At 66.1% G+C, this 26,159-nt stretch carries 28 protein-coding genes, 1 tRNA gene and 1 pseudogene; 16 read left to right on the top strand and 14 right to left on the bottom strand.

Annotation, left to right across the window (positions count from 1 at the left end):
* Nucleotides 1-203 precede the first annotated feature (203 nt).
* Nucleotides 204-1,133 carry a LysR family transcriptional regulator gene (locus tag MU582_14195; GenBank protein UPK73584.1) on the top strand — a complete coding sequence of 310 codons (930 nt, stop codon included), beginning with the start codon at nucleotides 204-206 and terminating at the stop codon, nucleotides 1,131-1,133.
* 162 nt (nucleotides 1,134-1,295) lie between these two features.
* Nucleotides 1,296-1,478 carry a CsbD family protein gene (locus MU582_14190; protein UPK73583.1) on the top strand — a complete coding sequence of 61 codons (183 nt, stop codon included), beginning with the start codon at nucleotides 1,296-1,298 and terminating at the stop codon, nucleotides 1,476-1,478.
* A 46-nt stretch (nucleotides 1,479-1,524) separates the two neighbouring features.
* On the opposite strand, the pseudogene MU582_14185 reads toward MU582_14190, so the two are convergent.
* Nucleotides 1,525-1,925: pseudogene (locus MU582_14185) on the bottom strand (arsenate reductase ArsC).
* Nucleotides 1,915-3,024, bottom strand: coding sequence for an ACR3 family arsenite efflux transporter (gene arsB, locus MU582_14180; GenBank protein UPK73582.1), 1,110 nt, complete (start codon nucleotides 3,022-3,024; stop codon nucleotides 1,915-1,917). The pseudogene MU582_14185 and the gene arsB overlap by 11 nt, the downstream one beginning before the upstream one ends.
* 92 nt (nucleotides 3,025-3,116) lie before the next feature.
* Between arsB and MU582_14175 the strand changes: the two genes are divergently transcribed.
* Complete coding sequence (locus MU582_14175; protein ID UPK73581.1) at nucleotides 3,117-3,470, top strand: metalloregulator ArsR/SmtB family transcription factor; 354 nt, start codon at nucleotides 3,117-3,119, stop codon at nucleotides 3,468-3,470.
* A 4-nt stretch (nucleotides 3,471-3,474) separates the two neighbouring features.
* Here MU582_14175 and MU582_14170 read toward each other — a convergent pair whose 3' ends face one another.
* A complete protein-coding gene (locus MU582_14170; protein ID UPK73580.1) occupies nucleotides 3,475-3,774 on the bottom strand; it encodes a metalloregulator ArsR/SmtB family transcription factor in 300 nt (99 codons plus the stop codon).
* A gap of 62 nt (nucleotides 3,775-3,836) precedes the next feature.
* Between MU582_14170 and MU582_14165 the strand changes: the two genes are divergently transcribed.
* Nucleotides 3,837-4,976 carry an NAD(P)/FAD-dependent oxidoreductase gene (locus MU582_14165; GenBank protein ID UPK73579.1) on the top strand — a complete coding sequence of 380 codons (1,140 nt, stop codon included), beginning with the start codon at nucleotides 3,837-3,839 and terminating at the stop codon, nucleotides 4,974-4,976.
* On the opposite strand, the gene MU582_14160 is transcribed toward MU582_14165, so the two are convergent.
* The gene (locus MU582_14160; protein UPK73578.1) at nucleotides 4,932-5,294 is read right to left on the bottom strand and encodes a metalloregulator ArsR/SmtB family transcription factor; all 363 of its coding nucleotides are present in this window, start codon (nucleotides 5,292-5,294) and stop codon (nucleotides 4,932-4,934) included. The two genes, MU582_14165 and MU582_14160, sit on opposite strands and share 45 nt — an antisense overlap.
* A 331-nt stretch (nucleotides 5,295-5,625) precedes the next feature.
* On the opposite strand from MU582_14160, the gene MU582_14155 reads away from it, so the two are divergent.
* Nucleotides 5,626-6,045 (top strand): VOC family protein, encoded by a 420-nt coding sequence (locus MU582_14155; protein ID UPK73577.1) that lies wholly within the window; start codon nucleotides 5,626-5,628, stop codon nucleotides 6,043-6,045.
* A gap of 17 nt (nucleotides 6,046-6,062) precedes the next feature.
* Here the strand turns inward: MU582_14155 and MU582_14150 are convergent, their stop codons facing one another.
* Entirely contained in the window at nucleotides 6,063-6,752 is a 690-nt protein-coding gene (locus tag MU582_14150; protein UPK73576.1) for a type 1 glutamine amidotransferase, read from the bottom strand.
* Between the two features lie 59 nt (nucleotides 6,753-6,811).
* Here MU582_14150 and MU582_14145 point away from each other — a divergent pair, with 59 nt between their 5' ends.
* The 5 genes from MU582_14145 to MU582_14125 all read left to right on the top strand — a co-directional run bounded on the left by MU582_14145 (nucleotide 6,812) and on the right by MU582_14125 (nucleotide 10,775).
* Nucleotides 6,812-7,558 carry a sulfite exporter TauE/SafE family protein gene (locus MU582_14145; GenBank protein UPK73575.1) on the top strand — a complete coding sequence of 249 codons (747 nt, stop codon included), beginning with the start codon at nucleotides 6,812-6,814 and terminating at the stop codon, nucleotides 7,556-7,558.
* Between the two features lie 63 nt (nucleotides 7,559-7,621).
* A complete protein-coding gene (locus MU582_14140; protein UPK73574.1) occupies nucleotides 7,622-8,398 on the top strand; it encodes a matrixin family metalloprotease in 777 nt (258 codons plus the stop codon).
* Between the two features lie 65 nt (nucleotides 8,399-8,463).
* On the top strand, nucleotides 8,464-9,078 hold the full coding sequence (locus tag MU582_14135) for a DJ-1/PfpI family protein (GenBank protein UPK73573.1): 615 nt from the start codon (nucleotides 8,464-8,466) through the stop codon (nucleotides 9,076-9,078).
* Nucleotides 9,075-9,530: a MarR family transcriptional regulator gene (locus MU582_14130; GenBank protein ID UPK73572.1), complete on the top strand. Its 456-nt coding sequence runs from the start codon at nucleotides 9,075-9,077 to the stop codon at nucleotides 9,528-9,530. The genes MU582_14135 and MU582_14130 overlap by 4 nt, the downstream gene beginning before the upstream one ends.
* A gap of 54 nt (nucleotides 9,531-9,584) precedes the next feature.
* Entirely contained in the window at nucleotides 9,585-10,775 is a 1,191-nt protein-coding gene (locus MU582_14125) for an AI-2E family transporter (protein ID UPK73571.1), read from the top strand.
* Between the two features lie 10 nt (nucleotides 10,776-10,785).
* On the opposite strand, the gene MU582_14120 is transcribed toward MU582_14125, so the two are convergent.
* Nucleotides 10,786-11,436, bottom strand: a complete 651-nt coding sequence (locus MU582_14120) for an SDR family oxidoreductase (protein UPK73570.1) — start codon at nucleotides 11,434-11,436, stop codon at nucleotides 10,786-10,788.
* A gap of 165 nt (nucleotides 11,437-11,601) precedes the next feature.
* Here MU582_14120 and MU582_14115 point away from each other — a divergent pair, with 165 nt between their 5' ends.
* Nucleotides 11,602-12,099 (top strand): DUF3145 domain-containing protein, encoded by a 498-nt coding sequence (locus MU582_14115; GenBank protein UPK73569.1) that lies wholly within the window; start codon nucleotides 11,602-11,604, stop codon nucleotides 12,097-12,099.
* 71 nt (nucleotides 12,100-12,170) lie between these two features.
* Nucleotides 12,171-13,400 carry a Fic family protein gene (locus tag MU582_14110; GenBank protein UPK73568.1) on the top strand — a complete coding sequence of 410 codons (1,230 nt, stop codon included), beginning with the start codon at nucleotides 12,171-12,173 and terminating at the stop codon, nucleotides 13,398-13,400.
* Nucleotides 13,401-13,407: 7 nt separating this feature from the next.
* Here the strand turns inward: MU582_14110 and MU582_14105 are convergent, their stop codons facing one another.
* From MU582_14105 to aceE, 8 genes are all read right to left on the bottom strand, one after another.
* Complete coding sequence (locus MU582_14105; GenBank protein UPK73567.1) at nucleotides 13,408-13,968, bottom strand: hypothetical protein; 561 nt, start codon at nucleotides 13,966-13,968, stop codon at nucleotides 13,408-13,410.
* Nucleotides 13,969-14,117: 149 nt separating this feature from the next.
* Nucleotides 14,118-15,356 carry a beta-ketoacyl-ACP synthase II gene (fabF, locus tag MU582_14100; protein UPK73566.1) on the bottom strand — a complete coding sequence of 413 codons (1,239 nt, stop codon included), beginning with the start codon at nucleotides 15,354-15,356 and terminating at the stop codon, nucleotides 14,118-14,120.
* A 44-nt stretch (nucleotides 15,357-15,400) separates the two neighbouring features.
* Nucleotides 15,401-15,649 carry an acyl carrier protein gene (locus MU582_14095; protein UPK73565.1) on the bottom strand — a complete coding sequence of 83 codons (249 nt, stop codon included), beginning with the start codon at nucleotides 15,647-15,649 and terminating at the stop codon, nucleotides 15,401-15,403.
* Nucleotides 15,650-15,692: 43 nt separating this feature from the next.
* Nucleotides 15,693-16,697, bottom strand: coding sequence for a ketoacyl-ACP synthase III (locus MU582_14090; GenBank protein ID UPK73564.1), 1,005 nt, complete (start codon nucleotides 16,695-16,697; stop codon nucleotides 15,693-15,695).
* The gene (locus tag MU582_14085) at nucleotides 16,694-17,656 is read right to left on the bottom strand and encodes an ACP S-malonyltransferase (GenBank protein ID UPK73563.1); all 963 of its coding nucleotides are present in this window, start codon (nucleotides 17,654-17,656) and stop codon (nucleotides 16,694-16,696) included. Before MU582_14085 ends, MU582_14090 begins: the two co-directional genes overlap by 4 nt.
* A 131-nt stretch (nucleotides 17,657-17,787) precedes the next feature.
* The gene (locus MU582_14080; protein ID UPK73562.1) at nucleotides 17,788-18,954 is read right to left on the bottom strand and encodes a helix-turn-helix domain-containing protein; all 1,167 of its coding nucleotides are present in this window, start codon (nucleotides 18,952-18,954) and stop codon (nucleotides 17,788-17,790) included.
* Nucleotides 18,955-18,958: 4 nt separating this feature from the next.
* The gene (locus MU582_14075) at nucleotides 18,959-20,086 is read right to left on the bottom strand and encodes a phosphatase PAP2 family protein (GenBank protein UPK73561.1); all 1,128 of its coding nucleotides are present in this window, start codon (nucleotides 20,084-20,086) and stop codon (nucleotides 18,959-18,961) included.
* 254 nt (nucleotides 20,087-20,340) lie between these two features.
* Nucleotides 20,341-23,106, bottom strand: coding sequence for a pyruvate dehydrogenase (acetyl-transferring), homodimeric type (aceE, locus tag MU582_14070; protein UPK73560.1), 2,766 nt, complete (start codon nucleotides 23,104-23,106; stop codon nucleotides 20,341-20,343).
* Between the two features lie 218 nt (nucleotides 23,107-23,324).
* Here aceE and MU582_14065 point away from each other — a divergent pair, with 218 nt between their 5' ends.
* The 4 genes from MU582_14065 to MU582_14050 all read left to right on the top strand — a co-directional run bounded on the left by MU582_14065 (nucleotide 23,325) and on the right by MU582_14050 (nucleotide 26,146).
* Nucleotides 23,325-23,762: a DUF3052 domain-containing protein gene (locus tag MU582_14065; protein ID UPK73559.1), complete on the top strand. Its 438-nt coding sequence runs from the start codon at nucleotides 23,325-23,327 to the stop codon at nucleotides 23,760-23,762.
* A 50-nt stretch (nucleotides 23,763-23,812) separates the two neighbouring features.
* Nucleotides 23,813-25,408 carry an AMP-binding protein gene (locus MU582_14060; GenBank protein ID UPK73558.1) on the top strand — a complete coding sequence of 532 codons (1,596 nt, stop codon included), beginning with the start codon at nucleotides 23,813-23,815 and terminating at the stop codon, nucleotides 25,406-25,408.
* Complete coding sequence (locus MU582_14055; GenBank protein UPK73557.1) at nucleotides 25,405-25,860, top strand: peroxiredoxin; 456 nt, start codon at nucleotides 25,405-25,407, stop codon at nucleotides 25,858-25,860. The genes MU582_14060 and MU582_14055 overlap by 4 nt, the downstream gene beginning before the upstream one ends.
* 214 nt (nucleotides 25,861-26,074) lie before the next feature.
* Nucleotides 26,075-26,146, top strand: a tRNA-Val gene (locus MU582_14050).
* Nucleotides 26,147-26,159 lie beyond the last annotated feature (13 nt).

The raw sequence follows: 26,159 nt of genomic DNA, 5'->3' as shown, positions 1-26,159 counted from the left end.
TCATCCTCGGTGACGACTGCGGAACAGGCGGAAGTCGCTGCTATGAATGTTGCACCTGCCAGCACGGCCAGGCATCTGGTGACGCGGCTGTGGATGTGCATGTTTTGTCACTCCTGTGATTGCTGGTGGACCACGCCAGTCTCGTGAGGATCGGTGTGCGGCGGTAGACCCTCGTTGGCTCCATCGCGCGTTAGGCTGCGCCTGTGACCATCGAGCCCAGCACCGACGAGCGTGTGGAGACGGCGGATCTCATCGCTTTCCTTGCGGTCGCTCGCTGCGGGAGTATGGGTGCGGCCGCGGCCGAGCTGCGACAGGCAACACCTTCGATCTCTGCCCGCATGACCGCGTTGGAGCGCAAGTTCGGAACCGGTCTGTTCACCCGGAGTACCCGAGGATCGACCCTGACCGCGGCCGGCGAGCGGCTCGTTCCGTACGCTCGCAGGTGCCTGACTACGTTGCAGGAAGCGCATCACTCGGTAGCTGCGCCGATGCACGATCGCGTGATCGTTGCCGCGCCGGCGAGCCTCGCGGCCGTCGCCTTTGCGCCGGTCCTTGACGTGCTGAGTCGGGCGTCGATCACGGCGCATTGCCGGGTCGCGCACAGTGTCGAGGCGCTCGGTTTCCTATTGGACGGGACCGTCGACGTTGCCTTGACCATCAACACCGTTCTGCCTGCGCGGCTCGAATCGGTGAACGTCTGCCGGTCAGAAATGGTCCTGGTATGCCGACCGGATCATCCGTTGAGCGAGCAGCGCTCGATCACGGTCGACGATTTGCGTGACACTGCGGTCGTCGTGTATCGATGGGCCGCCGAGGCAGAAGCGCTCGCCCACATGTTCGGCCACGCCGACCCGCCTCGTACCCAGCCTGTGCAGCTGACCGGCCTACCCGCTGCGGCCCTGGACACGATTGCCAGCAGCGACCTCGTTGCGGTCATGCCCGAGTTCGCTGTCGCGCAGAGCCTGGTGGCCGGGCGCTTGAGCCAGTTGCCACTCTCCTTACCCACCTGGGGCCTGGACATCCAACTGGCATACACCCGGACCGCGGCACGAAGCCGGGGTATCACCACGCTCTTGGACGGGATCGGCGAGCTGGTGACTGTCCTGTGTCCGGCAGGCGAAGCGACGTCCTGACTCGAGGATCCGCCGTCGAGTCCCGGTCGCAGCGAGGTCGGACGCGCGAGACCGTGTCCGAACGACCCAACGGGGTTACCGTTGACGGTATCCGGGTGTGACGGCCGACTGGTCGCACAAACAACGTGAGGGTTACGAACTCGGGACCCTTCAAGGATTGACATGTCTGACGACAAGCGCGACAAGGCAGAGCACAAGGCCGAAGAACTCAAGGGGCAGGCCAAGGAGAAGGCCGGTGACGTCACCGGCAACGAGCAATGGCAGGCCGAGGGCAAGGCCGAGCAAGCCAAGGGCAACCTCAAGCAGGCGGCCGACAAGGTGAAGGACGCGTTCAAGGGCAAGTAGTCACGAGCCCGGGCCTCGTTTCGATCGAGTAGGTGGGACGCTTCGCCTACGGCGCGGCTGTCAGTTCTTCAATGAGGTGCTGGACGCGTATTTCGATCTCATCGCGGATCGAGCGGACGTCATCGATGGACTTTTCCGCTGGGTCGTCCAACTGCCAGTCGAGGTACTTCTTGCCGGGGTAGATGGGGCACGCGTCGCCGCAGCCCATGGTGATGACGACGTCGGCTTCACGTACCAGTTCATCGGTGAGAGGTTTCGGGAACTCCTTGGAGATGTCGACGCCCATTCCGACATCGCTTCGACGACGGCGGGGTTGAGCTCGTTGGCGGGCTGCGAGCCGGCCGACCGTACGTGGACTCGTCCGTGTGCGTGGTGGTCGAGCAGCGCGGCAGCCATCTGGGAGCGACCGGCGTTGTGGACGCAGATGAACAGGACTTCAGGCGTCATGGACACGATTGATCCTCTCCATTGTGGTCATGGAGGTGTCGCGGTTGCGCAACCACAGCGCGACGTAGACGAGTGCGACCAGGACGGGCACTTCGATGAGCGGACCGACGACTCCGGCAAGCGCCTCGCCCGAGGTGACGCCGAAGGTGCCGATGGCGACTGCGATGGCCAGCTCGAAGTTGTTTCCGGCTGCCGTGAACGCCAGGGTCGTCGTCTTCTCGTAGCCGAGCCGCAGCCGGGCGCCTAGTGCCCACGACCCGGCGAACATCACGACGAAGTACGCCAGCAGCGGCAGTGCGATGCGTACGACGTCGAGGGGCTGATGGGTGATGGCGTCACCTTGCAGTGCGAACAGCATGACGATGGTGAATAGCAGGCCATACAACGCTACTGGGCCGATCCGTGGCAGGAATCGGTCTTCGTACCACTCACGACTGCGGCTGCGTTCACCGATCGTGCGGGTGAGGTAGCCGGCGAGCAACGGGATGCCAAGGAACACCACCACGCTGAGGCCGATCGCGCCCATGGAGAAGTCGACGCTGGTCGTGGAGAGCCCGAGCCAATCCGGCAGGACCTGCAGGTAGAACCACCCGAGTGCGGCGAACGCAACGATCTGGAAGACCGAGTTGATCGCCACCAGTACTGCCGCGGCTTCGCGGTCACCACACGCCAGGTCGTTCCAGATCAATACCATCGCAATGCACCGCGCGAGGCCGACGATCACCAGACCGGTGCGGTACTCGGGCAGGTCGGGTAAGAGTAGCCATGCGAGCGAAAACATCAGTGCAGGCCCGACCAGCCAGTTCAACACCAACGATGCGACGAGCAGCCGACGGTCGCCGGTTACACGTGCTGTCTCGCAGTAGCGAACCTTTGCCAGCACTGGATACATCATCAACAGCAGCCCGATCGCGATCGGCAGACTGACCGAGCCGATCGTGATCGCGTTCAACGCATCGTCGAGGCTTGGGACGGCGCTGCCGAGCACCAGCCCGAGCGCCATTGCAGCGATGATCCAGACGGGCAGAAGTCGGTCGAGACGGGAAAGGCGTGCAAGGACGTCGGTCTGCGGACGTTCAGCGTCCACGGCGTCGGTCATCGGCAGCGGTCCTCACGAGATTGATGAACATCGATGTGTTCAGGATCGCGGAGACATCGACGACTGTCAATATGATGGTGCATACTGGCCCAATGGCTGCGATCGACATCGAGATCTCCAGTGCGGCGGACGCGTGCGCGACGTCCCTCACGGCAACTCCGATTGCCGCTGACGAGGCCGTCGACCTCGCGCGTACGTTCAAGGCCGTTGCCGATCCGGCACGGCTGCGACTGCTGTCGATCATTGCCTCACACGAGGGCGGCGAGGCCTGTGCCTGCGATTTGAACGAGCCGGTGGGCCTGAGTCAGCCGACGGTTTCGCACCATCTCAAGGTGCTCGTCAGCGCTGGCTTGCTCGACCGGAAACAGCGCGGTGTATGGGCGTTCTACTCGCTCGTACCGGAGCGCCTCGACGCACTGGCTGCGGTGCTCAGCGCCCGGACCTAACTGCTCAGCAGCACGACTGCAGGTAGGCCTGCAGGTTGTTGAGTACGGCGGCAGTGCCCTGCGCGTCGGCGCGATAGTAGACAGTCTTGCCCTCGCGTCGCGAGGTGAGGATATGTCCGCGTCGAAGCATCGCAAGTTGTTGCGACGCTGTCGACTGACCGATTCCGGCTCGATCTGCGACATCGCCGACCGACAGTTCCGCACCGCCTGCGAACAGGAACATCACCTGCTGACGCGCGGGGCTCGCGAGTGCCTTCAGGAAGTCGTTGGTCGACTCCGCCAGCTCGACTCCGGTCTCCGTCATGGGTTCATGGTAGCTCGGATCGTCATTTGATCATATTACGAAATGACGATATGTTTCGATTCATGAATGCACCCATCGTCATCGTCGGCGGCGGCCAGTCCGGCCTCGCCGCAGCCCGCCAGGTTCGCGCCGCCGGTATGCAGCCCCTCGTTCTCGAGGCTGGTGCCCGACCGGTCGGCTCCTGGCCCGATTACTACGACAGCCTTACTGTCTTCTCGCCTGCGCAGTACAGCGCGCTCGACGGAGTCGCGTTCCCCGGAGACCCTGAGCATTACCCCCATCGCGACGAGGTTGTCACCTATCTGGAGCGGTACGCAGCATCGCTCGACCTCGAGATTCGTACCGGTACGCGAGTCGAGCGCGTTGAGTCGGATGGTCCCGGGTTCGTCGTACACCCTGCGCACGGGGACGCACTGTCGGCCAGCGGCATCGTGGCCGCGTCGGGTTCGTTCTCGAACCCGTACGAGCCGCCGATTCCGGGGCGCGAGCGATTTGCCGGCGAGGTGCTGCACGTCGCCGCATATCGTGAGCCGACGAAGTACGCCGGGCGGCGTGTTCTCGTGGTGGGCGGCGGCAACTCGGCAGTCCAGGTTGCGCACGAGCTGATCGAGTACGCCGACGTCACGCTCGCGACCCTCGAGCCAGTTCGGTTTCTACCGCAGGTCCATGCGGGGAAGGATGTCCATTACTGGACCGAAACCACCGGCTTCGACCAATTGCCGCCCGAGTGGCTCGCCCGACTCGTACCCGGCCCACTGGTGTCCGACGACGGTGTGTACGGCGCCGCGTACGCCTCGGGAGTGCTGCAACGACGGGCGATGTTCCAGCGGTTTGAAGACGACGGCGTTGTCTGGTCGGACGGCACGCCTGAGCAGGTCGACACCGTCATCCTCGCGACCGGTTATCGACCGAGCCTCGGATACCTTCGCGACCTGGGAGCGCTCGACGAGAACGGACTGCCACTCCATGCCGGTGGAATCTCTGCAACGCACCCAGGTCTGGTCTACCTCGGGCTCGAGTTCCAGCGTTCCTTCGCATCCAACACACTGCGCGGGGTCGCCGCCGACGCCGCGTACGTCGTGCCCCCACTCGTCGCGTACGCCGCCGGTGCTTCGGCCATCGTCGGACTGCGAGGCGATGTTCGCGATCGTTTCCTGCTAGCAGCAGGTGGCGTTCAGGACGCCGGCGATCGCGCTCAGTGATGCGGGCGTGAGGCGGTAGTGCACGTTCATGCCGTCGCGACGCTTGCTGACCACGCCGGCGTTGAGCAGTTGCTTGAGATGGTGGTTCGTTGTCGAGTCGGCGAGCCCGACGACCGCCGAAAGACTGCTTGCGCTGTCTTCGAGGCCAGGTCGTGCGGCCAGGTGGTCGACCAGACGCAACCGCACCGGGTCGGCGAGCGCCTTGAGCCGAACGGCGACCTCGGTCGCCGCTTCGATGGTCAGTCGTGAGTCGGACGATCCCAAGGGGGCGCAGCACACCGGGCCGGCGTCGGTGAGGAGCGGGAGCGGCTTCGGCACTCTCTCAGTCTGCCAAGTTGTTTGACATATATCAAAAACCACTTATTCTATGAATGTCGAAAAACTTGGATGGTTTGTGATGTTGCCCTACCGAATTCTGGAAGACCTATCCCGCATACGAGAGCAGGAGCTTCGTCGAAGCGTGCGTAGTCGGCACGTGATCTCGGGGGCGCGTGAGGACCCCGTCCGGACGCGGGTGAGCGGCCTGATCCGTCGCGCCCAATGTGCATTCCGGTGTGGCCCCGTGCAATCGGCCCGTCCCGCAGCCCAGGTCAACTGCTGCGCCTAGCCCGAACGTCAGTACTTGTACCTCAACCCAAGGAGATGACCCATGTCCCGCTTGCAGCTCGCTCTCAACGTCGACGACATCGACAAGGCGATCGAGTTCTACTCGGTCCTGTTCGGTACGGAGCCCGCCAAGCGCCGGCCCGGGTACGCGAACTTCGCGATCGCCGAGCCGCCGCTCAAGCTCGTGCTCTTCGAGGGCGGGGAGACGGCGACCCTGAACCACCTCGGCATCGAACGCGAGTCGATGGACGAGATCGTCTCCGAAGCAGACCGTCTGGAGGCTGCCGGCCTGTCGCTACGCACCGAAGGCGACGTCGAGTGTTGCTACGCGCGTCAGTCGAAGCACTGGGTCACTGGCCCCGACGGCCAGTCCTGGGAGAACTACGTCGTACTCGCCGACGCGCAGCCCGATCTTGAGGGCGTCACCACAGTATCGCCGCAGGCGTCCAACTGTTGCGGATGAACCGCTAACGCCCTGCACTAGAGCACAGCGACCCATGCGGAGAGCAATGCCCAGGCGGCCTTCTCGGCCTCCGGCTCGTTCGCGGCCGCCGTTTCGGCGAGCTCTTCGAGGTCGATGCCCTCACTGGCAAGGCGAGTCGAGTCCCAGGTGCGTACGCGCGCGGCGTACTGCTCGGGGTGGAACTGGACACCCCATGCGGCGGGGCCGACCCGGAACGCCTGGATCGGGCACGCCTCTGAGGACGCGAGATGCACGGCGTCAGGTGGTAGCTCGGTGATGCGATCGCGGTGATGCTCGATCATCGCGATGGTCTCCGGTAGTCCGGCGAAGATCGGGTCCTGTGCTGCTGCGGGAAGGATCTTGATGGCCGTTGAGCCCCATTCCGGGGCGCCGAACGATGCCTTCACCACGCCGCCGGAGACCTGGGCGAGGAGCTGCGCGCCCAGGCAGATGCCCAGGAGCGGCGTACCTGTTTCGACTGCGTTCGCCGTCAACGCGCGTTCGCGATGGAGCCACGGCGCCCGCTCATAGTCATCGGGCATGAAGCTGCCGCCGAGCAGGATGATCCCGTCGTACCCGTCGGTGGTGGCCGGCACCTCGGCGCCGCTCACGAAGGTGACGTGCCCTCCGAGTTCGGTCAGCCAGGGCTCGAACCGACGGAGCGGGCTTCCCTCGTCGTTGACGACGACGAGCACCGATCGCGACATGGTTGCTTCCTTCGCAGGCACCGTCCCATTCCTATCAGCGCCTCGCGTACGTTCGGACGGTGGTATTGATTCTGCTGGCCGTGATCGGGTTCGTCGGAGGGGTCGGCATCACGGCAGTCGGCCCGGGCGGCGTACTGCCGACGATCGGACTCTTCGCGCTGACAGGGTTGTCGCCCGCCGAGGTCGCAGGCACCTCGATCGTCACGCACATCGCGACCGGTGTCGTCGCGACGGCCGCCTTCACCCGATCGGGGCAGCTTCGCGACCCGGACACTCGGCGTACTGCCTGGACGCTGGCCGGAACCGCCTTGGTCGGTACGCCGGTCGGCGTACTGATCAACGCACACGTCTCGGAGCGCACGTTCGGTGTCGTGCTCGGCGTCATCGTCGCCGGAGTCGCCGGGCTGGTCGTCTACCGCGATCAACGACATGCGCACGTGCCGCATCGTCATCCGTCGACGTACGTCGTCGCAATCCTTGGCGTGGGGGTCGCCGTCCTGGCTGGGATCGTCGGCATCGGGGGTCCGATGCTGACAGTTCCTCTGCTGGTCGTGCTCGGTGTGCCGCTGCTCGAGTCGCTCGCTGCCGCTCAGGCGCAGTCGATCGTCATCGCGAGTACGGGCACGGTCGCGTACGCGACGAACGGCTCGATCGACTGGGCGCTGGCGGCACTGATCGGTATACCCGAGCTCGCCGGAGTCCTCGTCGGCTGGCGCCTCGCCCGCAAGCTTCCCACCCGCACCCTGAAGATCGCACTCGTCGCGACTCTGCTCGCGCTGTCGCCGTATCTCGCGCTACGGGCATGATCGGGCCGACCCCTCCGGTCAGTACGATCGGCCCGCTATGTCTCAGACCAGAAGGTGGACTGAATGAAGGGCAGAATCCGTCGCATCGCTGTCGCCGTGCCATTGGCGCTGGCGTTGTCTGGTGCGACCCTCGTCGCCTCGAACGCCGACGACGCCAGCGCGCCGAGCGATGCAGAACGAAGCCGAAAGTACGCGTTCATGTCGAAGCACTTCGGCTACAAGTACATTGCGCGATGGAACCCGTGTCGCACGATCCATTACAAGATCAACCCGCGTAAGTCGCCGCGTAAGGGCGCGATCAAGGACGTACGTAAGGCGATCAAGCGCGTACACGGGGCCAGCGGCCTGAAGTTCAAGTACCTCGGCCGAACGAAGGTCGTACCCAAGAACGGCGCGAACAAGTACCGCGGCAAGACCGACCTGGTGATCGCCTGGACGACCCCGAAGAAGCGCAACTTCTCCGGCAACGCTGCCTGGGGCGGCGGCCAGTGGTGGCACCGTCGCGGCGCGCGCTATGGCGAGATGCGCACCGGCTTCGTGATCGTCAACGGGAAGTACCGATACAACTACCCGAAGGGCTTCGGCGCCAACGGTAAGTACGGCACTCGCGGTCAGCTGTTGATGCACGAGCTCGGCCATGCGATGGGTCTGTGGCACGTACCGTCGAAGAAGCAGCTCATGTACCGCTACACCCGGCACCGCAAGGCGAAGTGGGGCGGTGGTGACCGCAAGGGTCTGCACAAGGTCGGCCGTCGCGCCGGCTGCGGTGGCTTCAGGGCTCCGGACAGCGCCAAGGGCGCCGACGTGAAGGTCGACACGGGGTCGTTCAGCGCCGCCTGACGAGGTCACTTTGACAGTGTGCTGTCATTCAGTAGTATGACAGCACACTGTCAAAGGAGTGAGCGATGCAGAACGTTGTGCTGTACCTGACCGAGACGATGGCCGACTGGGAGTACTCGTACGTGACCGCCGGTCTGGCGATGGCCGAAGAGGAGATGCCCGGAAGGTTCCAGCTGGTCACTGCCTGCGAGGGCGATGCCGAGACGGTCACGACGAAGGGCGGCCTGAAGGTCCGGCCAGATACGACGATCGACGCGCTCGACGAGGCCGACATCGCGATGCTGATCCTGCCGGGCGCCGACACTTGGGGCGAGGGTCACGACGCTGCGCTCGGTCTCGCGGGTCGGCTCCTCGAGGCAGGTACGCCGGTTGCGGCGATCTGTGGTGCGACGCTCGGCTTGGCTCGAAGCGGCCTGCTCAATGGGCGCGCGCACACCAGCAACGCAGCCGACTTCCTCGACGGGGTAGATGGGTACGAAGGTGCGAGCCGGTACGTCGAAGAGAAGGTCGTCACCGACGGTGCGTTGATCACCGCGCCGGCGGTCTTCCCGGTCGACTTCGCCCGGGCGATCTTCGTACGTCTCGAGCTGTTTCCAGCAGAGATCATCGACGCTTGGTACGGCCTCTACACCACCGGAGCGCGCAGGTACTTCGACCAACTCATCGGTGCCGCCGAGTGAGTCGTACGCCTGCCGGCGATGCGCTGACCGAGCTCGTGCTGCCGGTCTTCGAGCTGAACGGTGAGTTCCTCGCCGCCGCGGAGGACATCGCGAAACCCGCCGGTTTGACTCCGGCGTGGTGGCAGGTGCTCGGTGCGACCCTCGACGAGCCGCTCCCGGTCGCAGAGATCGCGCGTCGAGTCGGGCTCGGTCTCGCTCGCCAGAGCGTCCAGCGCGTCGCCGATCGCCTGGTCGAGCAGGGTTGGGCGCAATACGTCGACAACCCACGTCACAAACGCGCCAAACTCGTCGAGCCGACCGACGACGGTCGTCGTACGCTCGGCAAACTGGCCAGGGACCAACATGCGTGGGCCAACGCCGTCGCTTCGTCGGTCGGTGCCGACGAGCTCGCCAAGGTCCGCGACATCATGCTGCGGATCAGTGCCGCGTCGCGCGCGTACCGGGAGACCTGAGCACGGCATACTGTGCCCGGACACCTCCGACCATGCTCAGGGAGAGCCGGGTAGATGACGCAGCAGTTCGAAGGCCGCTTCGGTCAACGCGAGACCGTGATCGGGCGGGGCATCTCGTGGCTCGCCCGATGGAGCATGCGTTGGATCCTCATCGCGATCGCCGCGTACCTGCTGGTGTGGCTCATTGGGCGGCTCTGGACGATCGTGCTGCCCGTCGCGATCGCGCTGATCGTCACAACGGTGCTCGCACCGCCGGCCAGGCTCCTGCGAGACAAGGCGAAGTTCCCGGCCGCGCTCGCCGCAATGACCGTCATCCTGGGCGGATTCGCGATCGTCGGGGGAGTGCTCTGGGCGATTGCGCCGTCGGTGGCCGATCAGGTCGGCGACATCGCAAAGGATGCGAGCCAAGGCCTGACCAAGGTCGAGGACTGGTTGATCGACGGCCCGCTCAAGGTCTCCGATGAGCAGATCAGTACGGCGATCTCGGCCGCGCAAGATCAACTGACCCAGAGCGCCAGCACCATCGCGTCCGGTGCGCTGACCGGAGTCGGCGCGGTCACGAACTTCATCGTCGGCGCCGCGCTCGTTCTGGTGTTGACGTTCTTCTTCGTCAAGGACGGCTCGAAGTTCCTGCCCTGGCTACGCCGAGTCGCAGGCGACAAGGCCGGCGGTCACATCGACATCGTCCTGCTGCGCTGCTGGTGGACGCTCGGCGGCTTCATCCGTACGCAGGCCATCGTGAGCTTCGTCGACGCGGTCTTCATCGGCATCGGGTTGGTCCTGGTCGGAGTTCCGCTCGCCGTCCCGCTCGCGATCATGACCTTCTTCGGCGGTTTCATCCCGATCGTCGGAGCGTTCGTCTTCGGAGCACTGGCCGTACTGATCGCGCTGGTCTCGAACGGGATCGGCGGTGCTCTGATCGTGCTCGCGATCGTGCTCGGCGTGCAGCAGCTCGAGGGCAACATCTTGTCGCCGTGGCTGCAGGGCCGAAGCATGCGGCTGCATGCGGGCGTCATCCTGCTCTCGGTCGCCCTCGGCAGCACGTTGTTCGGCATCGTCGGCGCATTTCTCGCCGTACCCGTCGTCGCCGTCGTCGCCGAGATGCTGCGCTACCTGAACGAGACGATCGAGCTCGAAGCGGAGCCGACTGATGACGGAGCGGCCAAAGACGGCGAAGCTGCGGAGGAGGAGTCGCCGCCCGACGACCCGACGCCCGATCAGGACGCCGCGCCGGTCGAACCCTAGGGCACGAGGGCTAGCCGACCGCTCGCACGGCATCCTCGATCGGTGTCTCACCGCCGACGACCTCGAAGGTCGTGCCGATCGTGCCCGACTCGACGAGCGTACGGGCGATCACGCGAGCGACGTCAGCTCGCGTGACCTCACCGGGCGAAACGGAGTCGGCAAGTTTGACCCTGCCGGTGGCCGGATCGTTGGTGAGACGACCGGGACGCACAACCGTCCAGTCCAGTTCGCTCTCTCTCAACGCGGCATCGGCGGCACCCTTGGCGGCGAGGTAGACCTGGAACACGTCGTCGGAGTCGGGGTCGCCTGCGTCCGCGTTCATCGCCGAGATCATCACGTAGCGCATCGTCGCGGTGAGCTGGGCGGCGGCGATCAGCAGCAGTGCGCCGTCACGGTCCATCGTCGCCTTGCGGTCGCTTCCGCTGCCCGGTCCGGCGCCCGCGGCGAACACGACGGCGTCCGCACCGTTGATCGCCTCGGCGAGCTCGGTTGCAGTCGCCTTCTCGAGGTCGAGTACGACCGGCTCCGCCCCGGCGGCGCGTACGTCGTCGGCGTGATCGGGGTTGCGGATGATTGCCGTGGACGTGTGGCCTGCCGCGGCGAGCTCACGTTCCAGGTGCAGCGCGATCTGGCCGTGTCCTCCGGCGATGGCGACGTGCATACGGTCCTCCTCGGTCGTCTAGCCCGTGTCCGATCATGCCACGCAGGCCGATACGGCCGGGCTGCTTGGTCAACTCGTGTTGGGTAGTGCACAATGGTCGCGGACCCGAGACTCCGGGTGACGAAGACGCTGGGGAAGGCGATCGTCGTCTACAAGGAGGCAACGGTGTCCACAACGAGAGGCGTCTTGTACGTCCATTCCGCGACGTCAGCGTTGTGCCCGCATGTCGAGTGGGCCGTCGCTGGCGTACTCGGCGTACCCCCGAACCCGGATTGGACCCCACAACCGGCGGAGCAAGGTACGTACCGCTGCGAGCTGTCCTGGCAAGGGAGCTCGGGCTCGGCCGCGAAGATCGCGTCTGCCCTGCGCGGGTGGCAGCAGGTGCGGTTCGAGGTGACCGAGGACGGTGTCGGTGGCTCAGAGGGCGCCCGCTACTCGTACACGCCGAGCCTCGGGGTGTTCCATGCGGTCACCGGTATGCACGGCGACATGATGATCCCGGAGGACCGCCTCAAAGCCGCCATGGTGCGTGCCTCGCTCGGCGAGTCGACTCTCGAGCTCGAACTCGACAAGCTGCTCGGTCGCGCCTGGGACGACGAGTTGGAGCCCTTCCGTCATGCGGGCGAGGGTGCCCCGGTCCGGTGGCTACACCAGGTCGGCTGACGGCGGTCAAGCCTTCGTGCTGCCGCTCGCTTACCGAAGGATCAATGGCTAGCCTTTGGTAGCCTGGCTCTGTGGCAAAGGATCGCAGCACCGGCTGGCCAGAAATCGGCTACGAGCGCCATCCGTGGCGACTCGATGAGCGCGCCACCTTGTCGCGTACGCAACGCAACGCACACCTTGGCCCGTACGACGCTGCGGTGGTGCCGCGGCTGAGCAAGGTGCAGGTGGCATTGCCCGCGTCTTTGCTGGCCGAGGCCGAGGATGCTCGCGTCGCGATAGCGAGGTTCGACGCGTACGTCAGTGCGAAGCTCGATCGCGACGGGACCGGTTCCGAGATCGGGCCGATGGCCTCGATTCTGCTGCGTAGCGAGTCATCGTCCTCATCACAGATCGAGCAGATAACGGTTGGAGCCCGCCAGCTGGCAATGGCCGAGCTAGGGGAGCGGGCGAGTGGCAACGCGCGCCTGGTAGCGCGAAATGTGTCCGTGATGCGTGCGGCCGTCGCTATGGCGGATCGGCTCGACGGTGACTCGATCCTGCGGATGCACCGGACTCTCCTCGATGACTCGGACCCCGCGCATGCGGGCCGCTGGCGAGCGCAGCAGGTCTGGATCGGCGGCACTGGCGCCGGCCCTCACCTGGCCGACTTCGTTCCGCCCCACCAAAGCCGGGTCGTCGCGGCCATCACTGATCTTGTCGACTTCATCGGTCGCGACGACGTTCCCGCCCTCGCACACGCTGCTCTTGCGCACGCGCAGTTCGAAACCATCCATCCGTTCACCGACGGCAACGGCCGTACCGGACGCGCACTACTGCAGGCCATGTTGCGGAGCAAGGGCGTTACAGAGCGCGCGACCATCCCGGTCTCCGCCGGCCTGCTGACCGACACTGACGCGTACTTCCGAGCCCTGACCGAGTATCGGGCCGGTGATCCGGCGCCGATCGTCGGCGAGGTCGTGCGAGCGTCGTTGGCGGCAATCGACAATGGGCGGGAACTGGTCGAGTCGCTCGACGAGATTCGGGCCGCTTGGTCGGATCGGCTTCGCGCGCGACGTGACGCGTCGGTCTGGCGCGTCGTGGACCTCGTGCTGCACCACCCGGTCATCAACAACGAAGTCGTACGTCGTGAACTACACATCTCCGACGTCGCTGCCCAAGGTGCGATCGAGAAGCTGGTCGAGGTCGGTGCGTTGACCGCGTCCGAGCACCGTGCGCGCAATCGACTGTGGCAGAGCCCCGAGGTCATTGCCGCGCTCGACGCCTTCGCGGCGCGGGCGCGCCGGCGGCGTACGTCTCGCTAGCCGGGAGTCAGCCGATCGTGATCTTGACGATCGGGGTGCTGCGCCCGGTCGGTTCGTGTAGGAGTCGGAACGCTGCGGTGCCGGTGCGACTGGTGAGGATGTACGTCGAGAACGTGCCGTTCGAGTTCAGATTCGCCGTGACCGGGAAGTCGCTCCAGGTACCGCCTTCGCGTCGCTGAACCTGTAGTACGCCGTTGTGTGCCTTCGCCAGCTTGCCCGACAGAGTGATCTCCTCGCCGGGTTCGGCCGGGTTGGGTGTCGCGCGAAGCACTGACTTCGGTCGCGCGCTCGTCGTCTCTGAGTCGTCGGGCTCGTCCGTCTCGTTGCCCTCGTCATCGTCGGGCTCCGGCTCGTCGGACTCGTCGCCGCCGTCGATGATCTCAGTGGTCTTCTCGCTCGGTGCGGGCGATGGCGCGGGTTGGTCCTTCAAACCCATCGACTTCAGAACGGTCGTGCCGAGTACGCCGACGACCAGGCCGATGAGGATTCCCGTGACCACGAGCCCGCCGAGGAGCTTCAGGAGGAGTCGATTGCGTGCACCGTCGTTGGATCCCGGATCGAGGTTCACACGCGCCCCCTTCGCCGCTCGTACGTCGGATGGTCCCCCTCATTATCACCGAGCGGTCCAAGTGCGGCGCGCTCACGTATGGGTTCAGCCGATGTGGCGTCCCACACGGTGGTGCCGGGCCAGACCCGCAGAGCCTGACCCGGCGCGCTTCACACGGTCGCGAAAGCGATTGCGACGTTGGCCCCGCCGAAGCCGAACGAGTTGTTCAGCGCGGCGAAGTCGCCAGCGGGCAGATCGCGTGCCGAGGTTGCGATGTCGATGTCGACTTCGGGATCGACATCATCGAGGTTGATCGTCGGCGGCGCTTTGCGATCACGAATCGCGAGTACGGTCGCGATCGACTCGAGCGCCCCCGCTCCGCCGAGCAGATGTCCGCTCATCGACTTGGTGCTCGTCACGACGAGGTCGTCGGCGTGCTTGCCCAGTACCGAGTGGACCATCTTCACTTCGGCGACGTCACCGAGCGGCGTCGACGTCGCATGAGCGTTGATGTGCTTGATCTGCTCCGGGCCGATGTCGGACTCGCGCAAGGCAGCCCGCATAGCGCGCGAACCCCCCGCACCGTCGGGGTCGGGCTGCGCGATGTCGTGCGAATCATCGGTGATGCCGGCACCGAGCACCTCGGCGTACACGCGCGCGCCGCGAGCGCGCGCATGCTCCTCGGACTCGATGACGAGTACGCCTGCACCTTCACCGAGCACGAACCCGTCGCGGTCGACGTCCCACGGCCGAGACACCAGCGTCGGATCGCCCTCCCGCTTGCTGAGTGCCATCATCTGGCCGAACGCCGCCATCGGCAGCGGATGGATCGCCGCCTCGGTGCCGCCGACCAGGACGACGTCGGCCCTGCCGAGTCGGATCTGGTCGACGCCGAGCGCGATGCCCTCGTTACCGGATGCGCATGCCGAGACCGGGCACTGGACCGGCCCCTTCGCATTGGCGTACAAGCTGATGTTGGCCGCCGGCGCATTCGGCATCAGCATCGGTACCGCCAGGGGCGAGACGCGGCGGTAGCCCTTCTCCTTCAGCGCGTCGTAGTTGCTGAGCAGCGTCTGGACACCACCGATGCCCGACGGCACGGCGACGCCCGTACGCTCCGGGTCGGGAGCGTCCTGGTCGAGGCCGGCGTCGGCCCACGCCTCCATCGCGGCGACGAGCGCGAACTGCGACGAGCGATCGAGGCGACGCGCCTTCACCCGCTCGAGCACTTCCGTCGGCTCGACCGCAGCGGTGCCGGCGATCTTCACTGGGATCTGGTCGGCCCAATCGGCCTCCACCCGGCGCACGCCGGATCGCCCTGCGAGCATGGCGTCCCACGTCGACGCGACGTCACCGCCGAGCGGGTTCGTCGTACCGAGCCCTGTGACGACGACTTTGGTGCGAGTCATGTAGGTCGTGTCTCCTTACGCCGCATCGGACGGTGAACGGGTCGTCAGGCGCCCTGGGCGCGCTCGATATAGGCGACAGCGTCGCCGACGGTCTTCAGGTTCTTGACGTCGTCGTCGGGGATGGTCACGCTGAACTTCTCCTCGGCGGCGACGACAACCTCCACCATCGACAGGGAGTCGACGTCGAGGTCGTCGGTGAACGACTTGTCGAGCGCGACGTCGTCGGCCGGTACTCCGGCGACCTCGTTGACGATCTCTGCGAGGTCGGAGCGGATCTCTTCGGTGCTGGCCATGAACGGTCCTTTCGGGTTTGTGCCTTGGATGGAAATCAGTGGGTCAGGGCAGGATGACGACTTGGGCGGCGTACACCAGACCCGCGCCGAAGGCGATGAACAGGGCGCTCTGCCCGCTCTTGGCCTCTCCGTCGGCGATCATCCGCTCGAGTGCGAGCGGAATCGACGCGGCCGAGGTGTTGCCCTGCTCGGCGATGTCGCGGGCGATCGCGACGCTCTCGGGGAGCTTGAGCGTACGTGCCATGGCGTCGGTGATTCGCATATTCGCCTGGTGGGGTACGAAAACGTCCAGGTCGCCCGGCGCGAGGCCTGCGCGGTCGAGTGCCTCTTTGGCGGTCTTCGCCATCTCGAACGACGCCCAGCGGAAGACGGGGTTGCCCTCCATGTGCAGGGTCGGCCACTCGGCCTCGACCGACGCGAACACGTTGTCCCACGACTGGGTCTGGGTGATGAAGTCGGACTTGCCGCCATCGGAACCCCACACGACCGGGCCGATCCGAGGCGTGTCCGACGGGCCGACCACGACGGCGCCCGCCCCGTCGGCGAAGATGAACGCGGTCGAGCGGTCGTCGGGGTTCGTGATGTCGCTGAGTCGCTCGACCCCGATCACCAGCGTATGCCCGCTCGTGCCGACTCTCACCATGTCGGACGCGAGCGACAGTGCGTAGCAGAAGCCCGCGCAGGCCGCGGAGATGTCGAAGGCCGCTGCGGGCGTACACCCGAGCTCGTCGGCGATCGTTGCCGCGACTGCCGGCGTCTGCATCAGATGGGAGACGGTCGCGACGATCACACAGTCGATGTCTTCGGGCTCGAGGCCGGCGGCGGCGAGCGCGTCCCTCGATGCAGACACGGACATCGTCTGGACGGTCTCGTCCGGTTCGGCGAACCGGCGTGTCGTGATGCCCGAGCGGGTCCGGATCCAGTCGTCGCTGGAGTCGATACGGTCGACGATGTCGGAGTTCGGTACGACGGTTCGGGGGCGGTATGCGCCGACGCCGAGGATGCCGCTGCTGCGGACGTCGGAAGGTACGCCGAGTGTCTCGGTCATGCGTCGACCTCCGTCGAGCCGTTCGCTGCCGTCTCACCGTGCTTGGCGACGAACTCACGTGCTGCGTCGAGGTCATCGGGCGTCTTCAACGCGAACGTTTCGACGCCCTTCATGGCCCGCTTCGCAATGCCGGTCAGCGTGCCCGACGGTGGGAGCTCGAGAAGCCCCGTGACTCCGAGATCCAACATCGTCTGCATGCACAGGTCCCAGCGGACCGGTGTCGACACCTGCGACACCAGTCGGTCCAGGACCTCGCCCCCGTCGTGCACGACCGTGCCATCGCGATTCGACAGGAGCCGAGTCCGCGGGTCGTGCGTGGTGATCGACATTGCGAGGCGGGCCAGCCGGTCGACGGCCGGTGCCATGTGGTCGGTGTGGAAGGCGCCCGCAACCGACAGCGGCATCAACCTCGCCTTCGCCGGAGGGTTCTCCGCGAGCTGCTCGAGCTGCTCGACCGTACCTGCCGCAACGACCTGGCCCGGGCCGTTGTCGTTGGCGGCAGTGATGTCGAGCTCCGCCAGCTTGGCGAGCACCTCCTCGCGGTCGCCCCCGAGCACAGCGGTCATCGATGTCGGCCGTTGCGCCGACGCCGCGGCCATCGCATTGCCCCGCTCGCGTACGAAGACCATTGCCTGCTCGGCCGTGATCGCGCCGAGCCCGGCGGCGGCGGTGATCTCACCGACGCTGTGGCCTGCTGCCGCACCGACCGCGCCGAACGCCTCGGACGGGTGGGGGAACAACGAGAGCGCCGCGACGAGCCCGGTGCCGACGAGCAGCGGCTGCGCGATCGCCGTATCGCGGATCGTCTCCGCGTCGGCTTCGGTGCCGTAATGGGCGAGATCAACGCCCGCGACGGCCGACAGCCATTCGACGCGGCTCGCGAACGCGGGATCTTCGAGCCAAGGGGCGAGGAAGCCGGGCTTTTGTGCACCCTGACCGGGGGCGACGATGACTAGCACGAGATACAGCCTGCCCTGTGCGAGTCCGACAAGACGGTGCGCGTACGAACGAAAAAGTCGCCGGATCGTTGGGGGTTTTCAACAATCGTCGCGATTGCGGGTGTCCGCTCCTGCCCAGCTAGTGCAGGGCACTAGTCGTCCGAGCGGAGCCTGCCCAGCGTGATCGCGATTCGCAGCGTGTACGAGTCGCGGGCCGAGAGCGGATCGAGTCCGGTGACGGACGCCGTTTTGCGCAGCCGGTAGCGGACGGTGTTGGGGTGTACGTACAGATGCCGAGCGGTGGCCTCGACCGAGCAACCGGATTCGACGAAGGCGGCGACCGTCTGCAGCAGCACACCGTCGCCGGCGCGCAGTGGGAGGTACACATCGTCGACCAGCGCGCGCCGGGCATGGCCGTCACCGGACAACGCGCGCTCGGCGAGCAGCTCGTCGGCGTGCACGGGTCGCGGTGCGTCGGGCCAACCGGGAGCGGCTCTCAGTGCGGCGGCGGCCGATCGTGCCGATGCGGTGGCGGCGCGCAGGTCGCTCACCCGCGGCCCGACGATCACCGGGCCGGGTCCGAACTCATCGCTCAGCCTCGCGGCCGCCTTGTCGAGATCACCCCGGCCGCCGAGGATGACCACGAGTCGCTCGCCCTGCACCGAGCACATCACGTCGACACCGAGACGACGGCCCGCTTTGCGTACGTTGGCGATCACGGCCTCGGCGGCGAGCCCGAGGTTCGGCCGAGGCGGTGGACCCATCGCGACGATGACCTCGCCCGTTGCCGTCCAGCCGAGAGCGGCCGCACGTGAGCCGAGAGTCTCGTCGGTGTCACCGCGCAGCACGGTGTCGACGACGAGCGCCTCGAGTCGGGCATCCCAGGCGCCGCGGGATTCGGCCGCCCGGGCGTACACCTCGGCGGCATCGAAGGCGACCTCGCTCGCGTACCACGCGACCGCCGAACGTACCGTCGCGCCGTCGGCGGGTCCGCAGATGTCATCCGCGCGCGCGTCGACGATGCTGATCGTCGTACGTACCAAGGCGACGGTCTGCTGCAAGCTCACGACATTCGCCAATGCGTCGGGCGCGACCGAGAAGATGTTCGGGACCGGCTGCTGACCGGTGGGATCTCGGAACCACTCGATGAACGCCATGATGCCGGAGTGTGCGACCGAACTGATCCACGATCGATTCTCCGCGTTGAGCTCGTGGAACCACGGGTAGGTGCGCTCCATCGCCGCCACGGCCGCGGTGGTCAGGTCTCCGACCGAACGGTTCAGGACGGCGGCGAGCTCGGCTCTCGAACGCCCGCTCATATCGCTACTCGCGAGACGCTTCGACGGTCTCCGCGGGCGGGCCTGCGCGTTTGAGGTTCTCGCTTCTCCGGGTCGGTTGCCTGGTCACCTTGGCGCCGATCCAGACCGCCGCGAACGCGATCGCGGCGCCGCCGATGTCATCGAGGATGTAGTGCCAGCCGAAGTACAGGGTCGCCAGCACGGTGCCGACGAGGTAGATCCACGCGACGTTGCAGAGCCATCGCGAAATCCCGGACTGGTGGAACAGCAGACACACCGTCAGGACGACAGAGACGTGCAACGAGGCGAAGCCGGCGACGCCTTGGGAAAGGGACGGGTCGTTCAAATCGCTGACGAACTGGTTGCGGCTCATCGTCAGGGCATGCTGCAGAGTCGACGCGCTGTTGTCGTCGAGCTCCCAGATGTACGACGGGTAGGCGATGCCGGGGCCGAGGGTCGGCAGCGCGTAGTAACTGGCCACGCCGAGCATCCAGTTCAGGCTCAGCGCGGTCGCGGCCCATGCACCTCGGCCGAGGTCTTTGCTCCAGGCCACCATCGCGCCGAGGATCAGGACGTTGAGCGGCAGGTAGCTGATGTACCAGTACGCGAGGATGTGCGCCGCGATGTCGGTGCCGAGGATGTCGTGCAGGAACAGGCTCGGCCGGGTGCCGAACGACAAGAACGCGTCGATCTGGTCGAGCTGGCTGTCGTAGTTGCGGTCGGTGATCAGCGGCAGGAAGCTTTTGAGATTCCGGTAGCTGACGTAGCAGGTGTAGAAGGTGATCAGCCCGGCCATGACGTAGCCGACGCGTTTCCATGACCAGTGCTCGCGAAGCACGGCGAGCGTGTCGGGCACAACCCGTGCGCAGGACCAGAACGCCGCGGCCAGCTTGCCGCGTACGCCGACGTACGTGCGGGTCTGCGTGACTGTGCGGTACGCCCGGGCGAACCCGCGCGGCACGACATCGGCGGCCAACATGAACAGCCCGATCAGCGGGAGTCGGACGTACGCCGGGCCGAGGAAGCCCTCCGGATCACTGATCGGGCGATCGAGTCGAGCGGCGACGACAATGGCGAGCAACGCGGACAGGATCGAGAACGCCACGATGAAGGTGTACGGCCACGCCCGCAATCCGCTCAGCACACGCTGCATGACACCACGACCTGGAGACGGGTTCGTGGTGTCAGCGGGCGATGGTGGCGATTCGAGCATGAAGTCACCATCTTAACCGTGTGTGTCCCCTGAACGTCCATCCGGTTATCGCGACGCTGCTCACAAGGTCACGCGATTCCGCGCGCCACCGCTCGCTCCTCCCAGTCTCGTCGCCGTCGGCCCGCACACTTCAGCGGCTGGGGTCGGATCGGGGCCGCCCGGTGGGAGCAGGTGACCCGCGACGAGAACCGGGATCAGGCGTCTGCACCCTCCTGCGGTACGTCCGCAACCGCCGTGGGGTCGTCGATGCGCAGATCGCGGTACGCCTTCGTGGCGGTCTCGACACTGACCTTGCCCTCCGCGGCAAGTGTCTCGAGGGTCGCCACGACGATCGAGGAGGTGTCGACCTGGAAGTACCGCCGGGCGGCCGCTCGGGTGTCGGCAAAGCCGTACCCGTCGGTGCCGAGGGACTGGTACGCGGTCGGAACCCACCGCGCGATCTGGTCGGGTACGGCCCGCATGTAGTCGCTGACGGCGATCGTCGGCCCGGTCGCATCCGCGAGCGCGGAGGTGATGTACGGGGTACGCGCTTCCTCGTCCGGATGGTTGAGGTTCCACGACTCGACGTCGGTCGCCTCGTTGGCGAGCTCGTTCCATGACGTGACCGACCACACCTCGGCCGCGACGGAGTACTCATCGGCGAGCACCTGCTGCGCTTCGAGTGCCCACGGTAGGCCGACCCCGGATGCCAGGATCTGCGCCTTCGGCGCTTCGGCGGAGAGGTCGGGTGCGGGCTGGTAGCGGTACGCGCCCTTGAGCAAGCCGTCGACGTCGAGGTCGTCGGGCTCCGGCGGCTGCACGACCGGCTCGTTGTAGGCCGTCATGTAGTAGACGACGTCTTCGCCGTGCGGGTGTTCGTCGGTCGAGCCGTACATGCGCTCGAGGCCGCGTTTGACGATATGGCTGATCTCGAAGCCCCAAGCCGGGTCGTAATGCACGACGGCGGGGTTGGTGCGGGCGAGGAGCGGCGAGTGGCCGTCGGCGTGCTGTAGCCCCTCGCCGGTCAGCGTCGTACGCCCGGCGGTCGCGCCGATCAGGAACCCGCGCCCGAGCTGGTCGCCGATCGCGTACATCCAGTCGCCGGTGCGCTGGAAACCGAACATCGAGTAGAAGATGTAGACCGGGATCATCGGCTCGCCGTGAGTGGCGTACGAGGTGCCGGCGGCGATCGCCGAGCCCATCGCGCCGAGCTCGCTGATGCCCTCGTGCAGGAGCTGACCCTTGTCAGACTCCTTGTACGCAAGGAGGAGCTTGCGGTCGACGGATTCGTACCGTTGGCCGTGCGGGCTGTAGACCTTGGCCGTCGGGAACATCGAGTCCATGCCGAAGGTGCGGAACTCGTCGGGTGCGATCGGGACGATGCGGTGACCGATCTCGGGGTCCTTCATCAGATCGCGCAGCAGACGTACGAATGCCATCGTCGTGGCGATCTGCTGCTTGCCCGAGCCACCCTTGAGCTCGGCGTACACGGGATCGCCGGGCAGCTTCACCGGCGTCGGGTCGACTCGGCGCTCCGGCACCGGCCCGCCGAGCTGGCGGCGCCGCTCGAGCATGTACTGGATCTCGTCGTTGTCCTGGCCCGGGTGGAAGAACGGTGCGACGTCGGACTCGTCGATCGCCCTGTCGTCGATCGGCAGGAACAACCGGTCACGGAACTTCTTCAGATCGTCCTTGGTCAGCTTCTTCATCTGGTGGGTGGCGTTACGTGCCTCGAGCGCATCGATCGTCCAGCCCTTGATCGACTGGGCGAGGATCACCGTCGGCTGACCGGTGTGCTCGGTCGCGGCCTTGAAGGCCGAGTAGACCTTGCGATAGTCGTGTCCGCCCCGGGGCAGCTTCGAGATGTCGTCGTCGGTGAGGTGCTCGACCATCTTCAGCAGTCGGGGATCAGCACCGAAGAAGTGCTCGCGTGCGTACGAGCCGTCTTCGACCGCGTACGTCTGGAACTGACCGTCGGGAGTGCGGTTCATCTGGTTCACGAGTACGCCGTCGACATCGCGGGCGAGCAGGTCGTCCCACTCGCGACCCCAGATGACCTTGACGACGTTCCAGCCGGCACCGCGGAACGTCGACTCCAGCTCCTGGATGATCTTGCCGTTGCCGCGTACGGGGCCGTCGAGCTGCTGCAGGTTGCAGTTGATGACGAACGTGAGGTTGTCGAGCTCCTCGCGCGCCGCAACGCCGATCGCGCCGAGCGACTCCGGCTCACCCATCTCGCCGTCGCCGAGGAACGCCCATACGTGTTGCTGGCTGGTGTCCTTGATGCCGCGGTGCATCAGGTAGCGGTTGAACCGCGCCTGGTAGATCGAGTTGATCGCACCCTGCCCCATCGACACCGTCGGGAACTCCCAGAAGCCCGGCATCAGGCGCGGGTGCGGGTACGACGACAATCCCTCGCCGACACCGTGCGAGACCTCCTGGCGGAAGCGGCTGAGGTGGTCTTCGTTCAGGCGACCCTCGAGGTACGCGCGCGCATAGATGCCCGGTGATGCGTGACCCTGGATGAAGACCTGGTCGCCGCCGCCGGGGTGGTCCTTACCGCGGAAGAAGTGGTTGAAGCCGACCTCGTACAGGCTGGCCGCCGACTGGTAGGTGGCGATGTGGCCGCCGACTCCGAGCCCGGGACGGTTCGCGCGCGAGACCATCGCGGCGGCGTTCCACCGGATGTACGCGCGGATGCGCCGCTCGACGTACTCGTCACCGGGAAACCACGGTTCGCTCTCGGGTGGGATGGTGTTGATGTAGTCGGTGCTGCGCAGTGCGGGAACACCGACCTTGTTCTCTCGCGATCGCTCGAGCAGCTTGAGCATCACGTAACGAGCACGGTCGCGGCCTCGTTCGTCGACGAGTGCGTCGAGCGAGTCGAGCCATTCCTGGGTCTCGTCGGGGTCGATGTCGGGCAGCTGGGTCGGCAGTCCCTCGTGGATGACCGCAGGGCGTCGCTCGGGTGTGGAGGCCACGGTGTTCCTTCCTTCATCAGGTGCCCACTGTGGTGAGGCACTGTCCATCTTGTCACCGGGCCGTAGGCGTTTCACGCGGAGGGATGCGTACTTTTCAGTAGCCGGATGATCGCGATCCGGACTCATCTGTCGATTCGGTGGCATTGATGGCGCCCATAAGCACTATGGTGTCTCCACGGAACCGGTCAACCGACCGGCTCGCGACGAAGGAGGAATTGGTGAGCGCGACCGCGGACGACGCGGACAGCACTGTGATTGCGGGACGGCTCGGCTTCGAGTCCGACACCGTGGTGCAGGAGCTGGGGTGGGACGACGACGTCGACGACGAGCTGCGTGAAGCCGTCGAGAAGCACACGGGCCACGAGCTGGTGTACGACGACTACGGCAATGTGGTCGACTCCGTATTGCTGTGGTGGCGTGACGGCGACGAGGACCTGGTCGACTCCCTTGTCGACGCCTTGACCGATCTCGTCGAGGGCGGTGCCATCTATCTGCTCACGCCCAAGGTGGGACGCCCGGGCTACGTCGACAACACCGATATCGCCGAGGCGGCGCCGGTCGCCGGGCTGGCAACGACAACGACACAGTCCGCCGGTAACGACTGGGCTGCTACCAAGCTCGTGACCCCTAAGTCGGCTCCTGGATCTCGGCGCTAACCTGGTGCAGGTGTAACTCGTAGTTGCACCTTTCGATCACCGGGAGCGTCATGGAAAGTCGACCGCTCGTCCTTGCTCGCTCGATCAAGGCGCTGGCAGCCACGCGGATCGTGCAGTTGTACGGCCCGCGCACCCTGTATGAGATGGCGTCCTCGCTCGTTCGGTGGGGCATGGGCTTCGCCGGCGGGTACTCAACCCTCGCGGCCCGCTATCCGGACGAGACCGCAGTCATCGATGACGCCGGTTCGCGTACGTTCGGCGAGTTGCACCGCGACGCGAACGCGTTGGCCGACTCGCTCGCCCGACTCGGTGTCGCCGAAGGCGATGGCGTCGCGCTCATGTGCCGTAACCACCGGTGGTTCATCGAAGCGACGGTTGCGGTCAACCGGCTCGGTGCCGACGTCCTGTACCTCAACACGGCGTTCTCAGGGCCGCAGATCACCGAGGTGCTCGACCGGATTCGGCCGCGCGTCGTCATCTTCGACGACGAGTTCGCAGCTCAGCTCGCCGATGTCGATCCGGGTGTGACCGGCGTACGCGCGTGGACCGAGGCAGACGTCGACTCCGACGCTACGACCGTCGAGGCGCTGATAAGAGACGGCTCCGGCGCCGACCGAAAACCACCCCGGCGCCGCGGACGCTCGACGATTCTCACCTCGGGTACGACCGGTACGCCGAAGGGCGCGAGCAGGGGAGCGGGCAGTCTCGGCGCGGGGGCCGCGCTCGTCTCGCGCATCCCGCTTCGCCATCGGATGACGGTGCACATCGCTGCACCGCTGTTCCACACCTGGGGCTGGGGGCACCTGAACCTCGGCATGCTGGTCGGCTCGACGCTGGTTTTACGACGACGGTTCGACCCGGAGGACTTCCTCGCCACCTTGCAGCACAACTCGTGTGACGCCGCGGTGGTGGTGCCGGTGATGCTGCAACGCACGCTCGCGTTGCCCGAGCACCGTCGCGCTTCGTACGACCTGTCCGGGGTCGGTATCGTCGCCGCGAGCGGATCGGCGCTGCCGGGCGATGTCGCGCTCGAGTGGATGAACGCGTTCGGCGACAACCTCTACAACACGTACGGTTCGACCGAGTGCGCCTGGGTGACGATCGCAACGCCGGCGGAGCTTCGCTCGCATCCGGGAACCGCCGGTCGCGCGCCGGTCGGTACCGACGTACGTCTGTACGGCGACGACGACAATGAGGTGCCCGACGGTCAGACGGGCCGCGTCTTCGTGTCGAACTCGATGCTGTTCGAGGGCTACACGGGTGGAGGGGGCAAACAGACCATCGGGGAGGCGATGGCGACCGGTGACGTCGGTCGGATGGATGACGGCTTGTTGTTCGTCGAGGGCCGTGACGACGACATGATCGTCTCGGGCGGCGAGAACGTCTTCCCGCAGGAGGTCGAGGACTGTTTGATGCGCATCGACGGCGTACTCGAGGTCGCGGTCGTGGGGGTCGCCGACGACGAGTTCGGGCAGCGGCTGAGCGCGTACGTCGCGACCCGGTCGGATGTGACGCTGAGCGAAGACGACGTACGTCAGCACGTCAAGGAGAACCTCGCGCGGTACAAGGTGCCCCGCGACGTACGCTTCGTGGCAGCACTCCCGCGCAACGCGACGGGCAAGATTCTCAAAAAGGAGTTGGCATGACCCAGATCGGCGAGCAGGCACCGGACTTCACTCTCGCGAACCAGCACGGCGAGCAGGTTTCGCTGAGCGACTACCGCGGTTCGAAGGCCGTTGTGCTCGTGTTCTACCCGTTCGCGTTCTCCGGCATCTGCACTGGAGAGCTGTGCACCCTTCGCGATCGGCTTCCCGACTTCGACAACGACGACGTCGCACTGCTCGCGGTCTCCTGCGACCCGATGTTCAGCCTGCGTGCGTTCGCCGATGCCGAGGGGCTTTCGTACCCGCTGCTCAGCGACTTCTGGCCGCACGGCGAGGTGGCGAAGGCCTACGGCAACTTCGACGAGGAGAAGGGTTGTGCGCTGCGTGGCACCTACGTCATCGACCGCGAGGGCGTCGTGCGCTGGAAGGTCGAGAACGGTCTTCCCGACGCCCGTGACGTCGATGAGTACGCGAAGGCGCTCGCGGCGGTCTGAAACGATTTCATCCGACTGTGGCCGCTGACTCGGCGCGATCCGTGGATCGACCAAAATCGGTCTGAAAATGTGCCGGAAACGTATTGGCGTTCTGCGTGACTCACGGTAGTGTAATCCTCGTTGTGGCCGCTGGTGACCCGAGACGCCGGCGGCCACAACCCATGTCTGCATACGGCTTGCGCATCGACCGGGTAGGGTAGTGCGCCGTAGCAAGGGGCGTATAGCTCAGCGGTAGAGCACCTGCCTTACAAGCAGGCGGTCACAGGTTCAAATCCTGTTGCGCCCACATCAGACAGGAG

It is taken from the genome of Nocardioidaceae bacterium SCSIO 66511, from assembly GCA_023100825.1.
In the GTDB taxonomy this organism is placed as follows: domain Bacteria; phylum Actinomycetota; class Actinomycetes; order Propionibacteriales; family Nocardioidaceae; genus Solicola.
The sequence above is the reverse complement of the archived record's forward strand: the minus strand, read 5'-3'. Positions and strand labels throughout refer to the sequence as shown.

Bases quoted from the DNA above. Each gene is read 5' to 3' on its own strand.
- MU582_14190 (UPK73583.1), top strand. From the start codon at position 1,296: ATGTCTGACGACAAGCGCGACAAGGCAGAGCACAAGGCCGAAGAACTC.
- arsB (UPK73582.1), bottom strand. From the start codon at position 3,024: ATGACCGACGCCGTGGACGCTGAACGTCCGCAGACCGACGTCCTTGCA.
- MU582_14175 (UPK73581.1), top strand. From the start codon at position 3,117: ATGGCTGCGATCGACATCGAGATCTCCAGTGCGGCGGACGCGTGCGCG.
- MU582_14170 (UPK73580.1), bottom strand. From the start codon at position 3,774: ATGACGGAGACCGGAGTCGAGCTGGCGGAGTCGACCAACGACTTCCTG.
- MU582_14165 (UPK73579.1), top strand. From the start codon at position 3,837: ATGAATGCACCCATCGTCATCGTCGGCGGCGGCCAGTCCGGCCTCGCC.
- MU582_14155 (UPK73577.1), top strand. From the start codon at position 5,626: ATGTCCCGCTTGCAGCTCGCTCTCAACGTCGACGACATCGACAAGGCG.
- MU582_14150 (UPK73576.1), bottom strand. From the start codon at position 6,752: ATGTCGCGATCGGTGCTCGTCGTCGTCAACGACGAGGGAAGCCCGCTC.
- MU582_14140 (UPK73574.1), top strand. From the start codon at position 7,622: ATGAAGGGCAGAATCCGTCGCATCGCTGTCGCCGTGCCATTGGCGCTG.
- MU582_14135 (UPK73573.1), top strand. From the start codon at position 8,464: ATGCAGAACGTTGTGCTGTACCTGACCGAGACGATGGCCGACTGGGAG.
- MU582_14125 (UPK73571.1), top strand. From the start codon at position 9,585: ATGACGCAGCAGTTCGAAGGCCGCTTCGGTCAACGCGAGACCGTGATC.
- MU582_14120 (UPK73570.1), bottom strand. From the start codon at position 11,436: ATGCACGTCGCCATCGCCGGAGGACACGGCCAGATCGCGCTGCACCTG.
- fabF (UPK73566.1), bottom strand. From the start codon at position 15,356: ATGACTCGCACCAAAGTCGTCGTCACAGGGCTCGGTACGACGAACCCG.
- MU582_14095 (UPK73565.1), bottom strand. From the start codon at position 15,649: ATGGCCAGCACCGAAGAGATCCGCTCCGACCTCGCAGAGATCGTCAAC.
- MU582_14090 (UPK73564.1), bottom strand. From the start codon at position 16,697: ATGACCGAGACACTCGGCGTACCTTCCGACGTCCGCAGCAGCGGCATC.
- MU582_14080 (UPK73562.1), bottom strand. From the start codon at position 18,954: ATGAGCGGGCGTTCGAGAGCCGAGCTCGCCGCCGTCCTGAACCGTTCG.
- MU582_14075 (UPK73561.1), bottom strand. From the start codon at position 20,086: ATGCAGCGTGTGCTGAGCGGATTGCGGGCGTGGCCGTACACCTTCATC.
- MU582_14060 (UPK73558.1), top strand. From the start codon at position 23,813: ATGGAAAGTCGACCGCTCGTCCTTGCTCGCTCGATCAAGGCGCTGGCA.
- MU582_14055 (UPK73557.1), top strand. From the start codon at position 25,405: ATGACCCAGATCGGCGAGCAGGCACCGGACTTCACTCTCGCGAACCAG.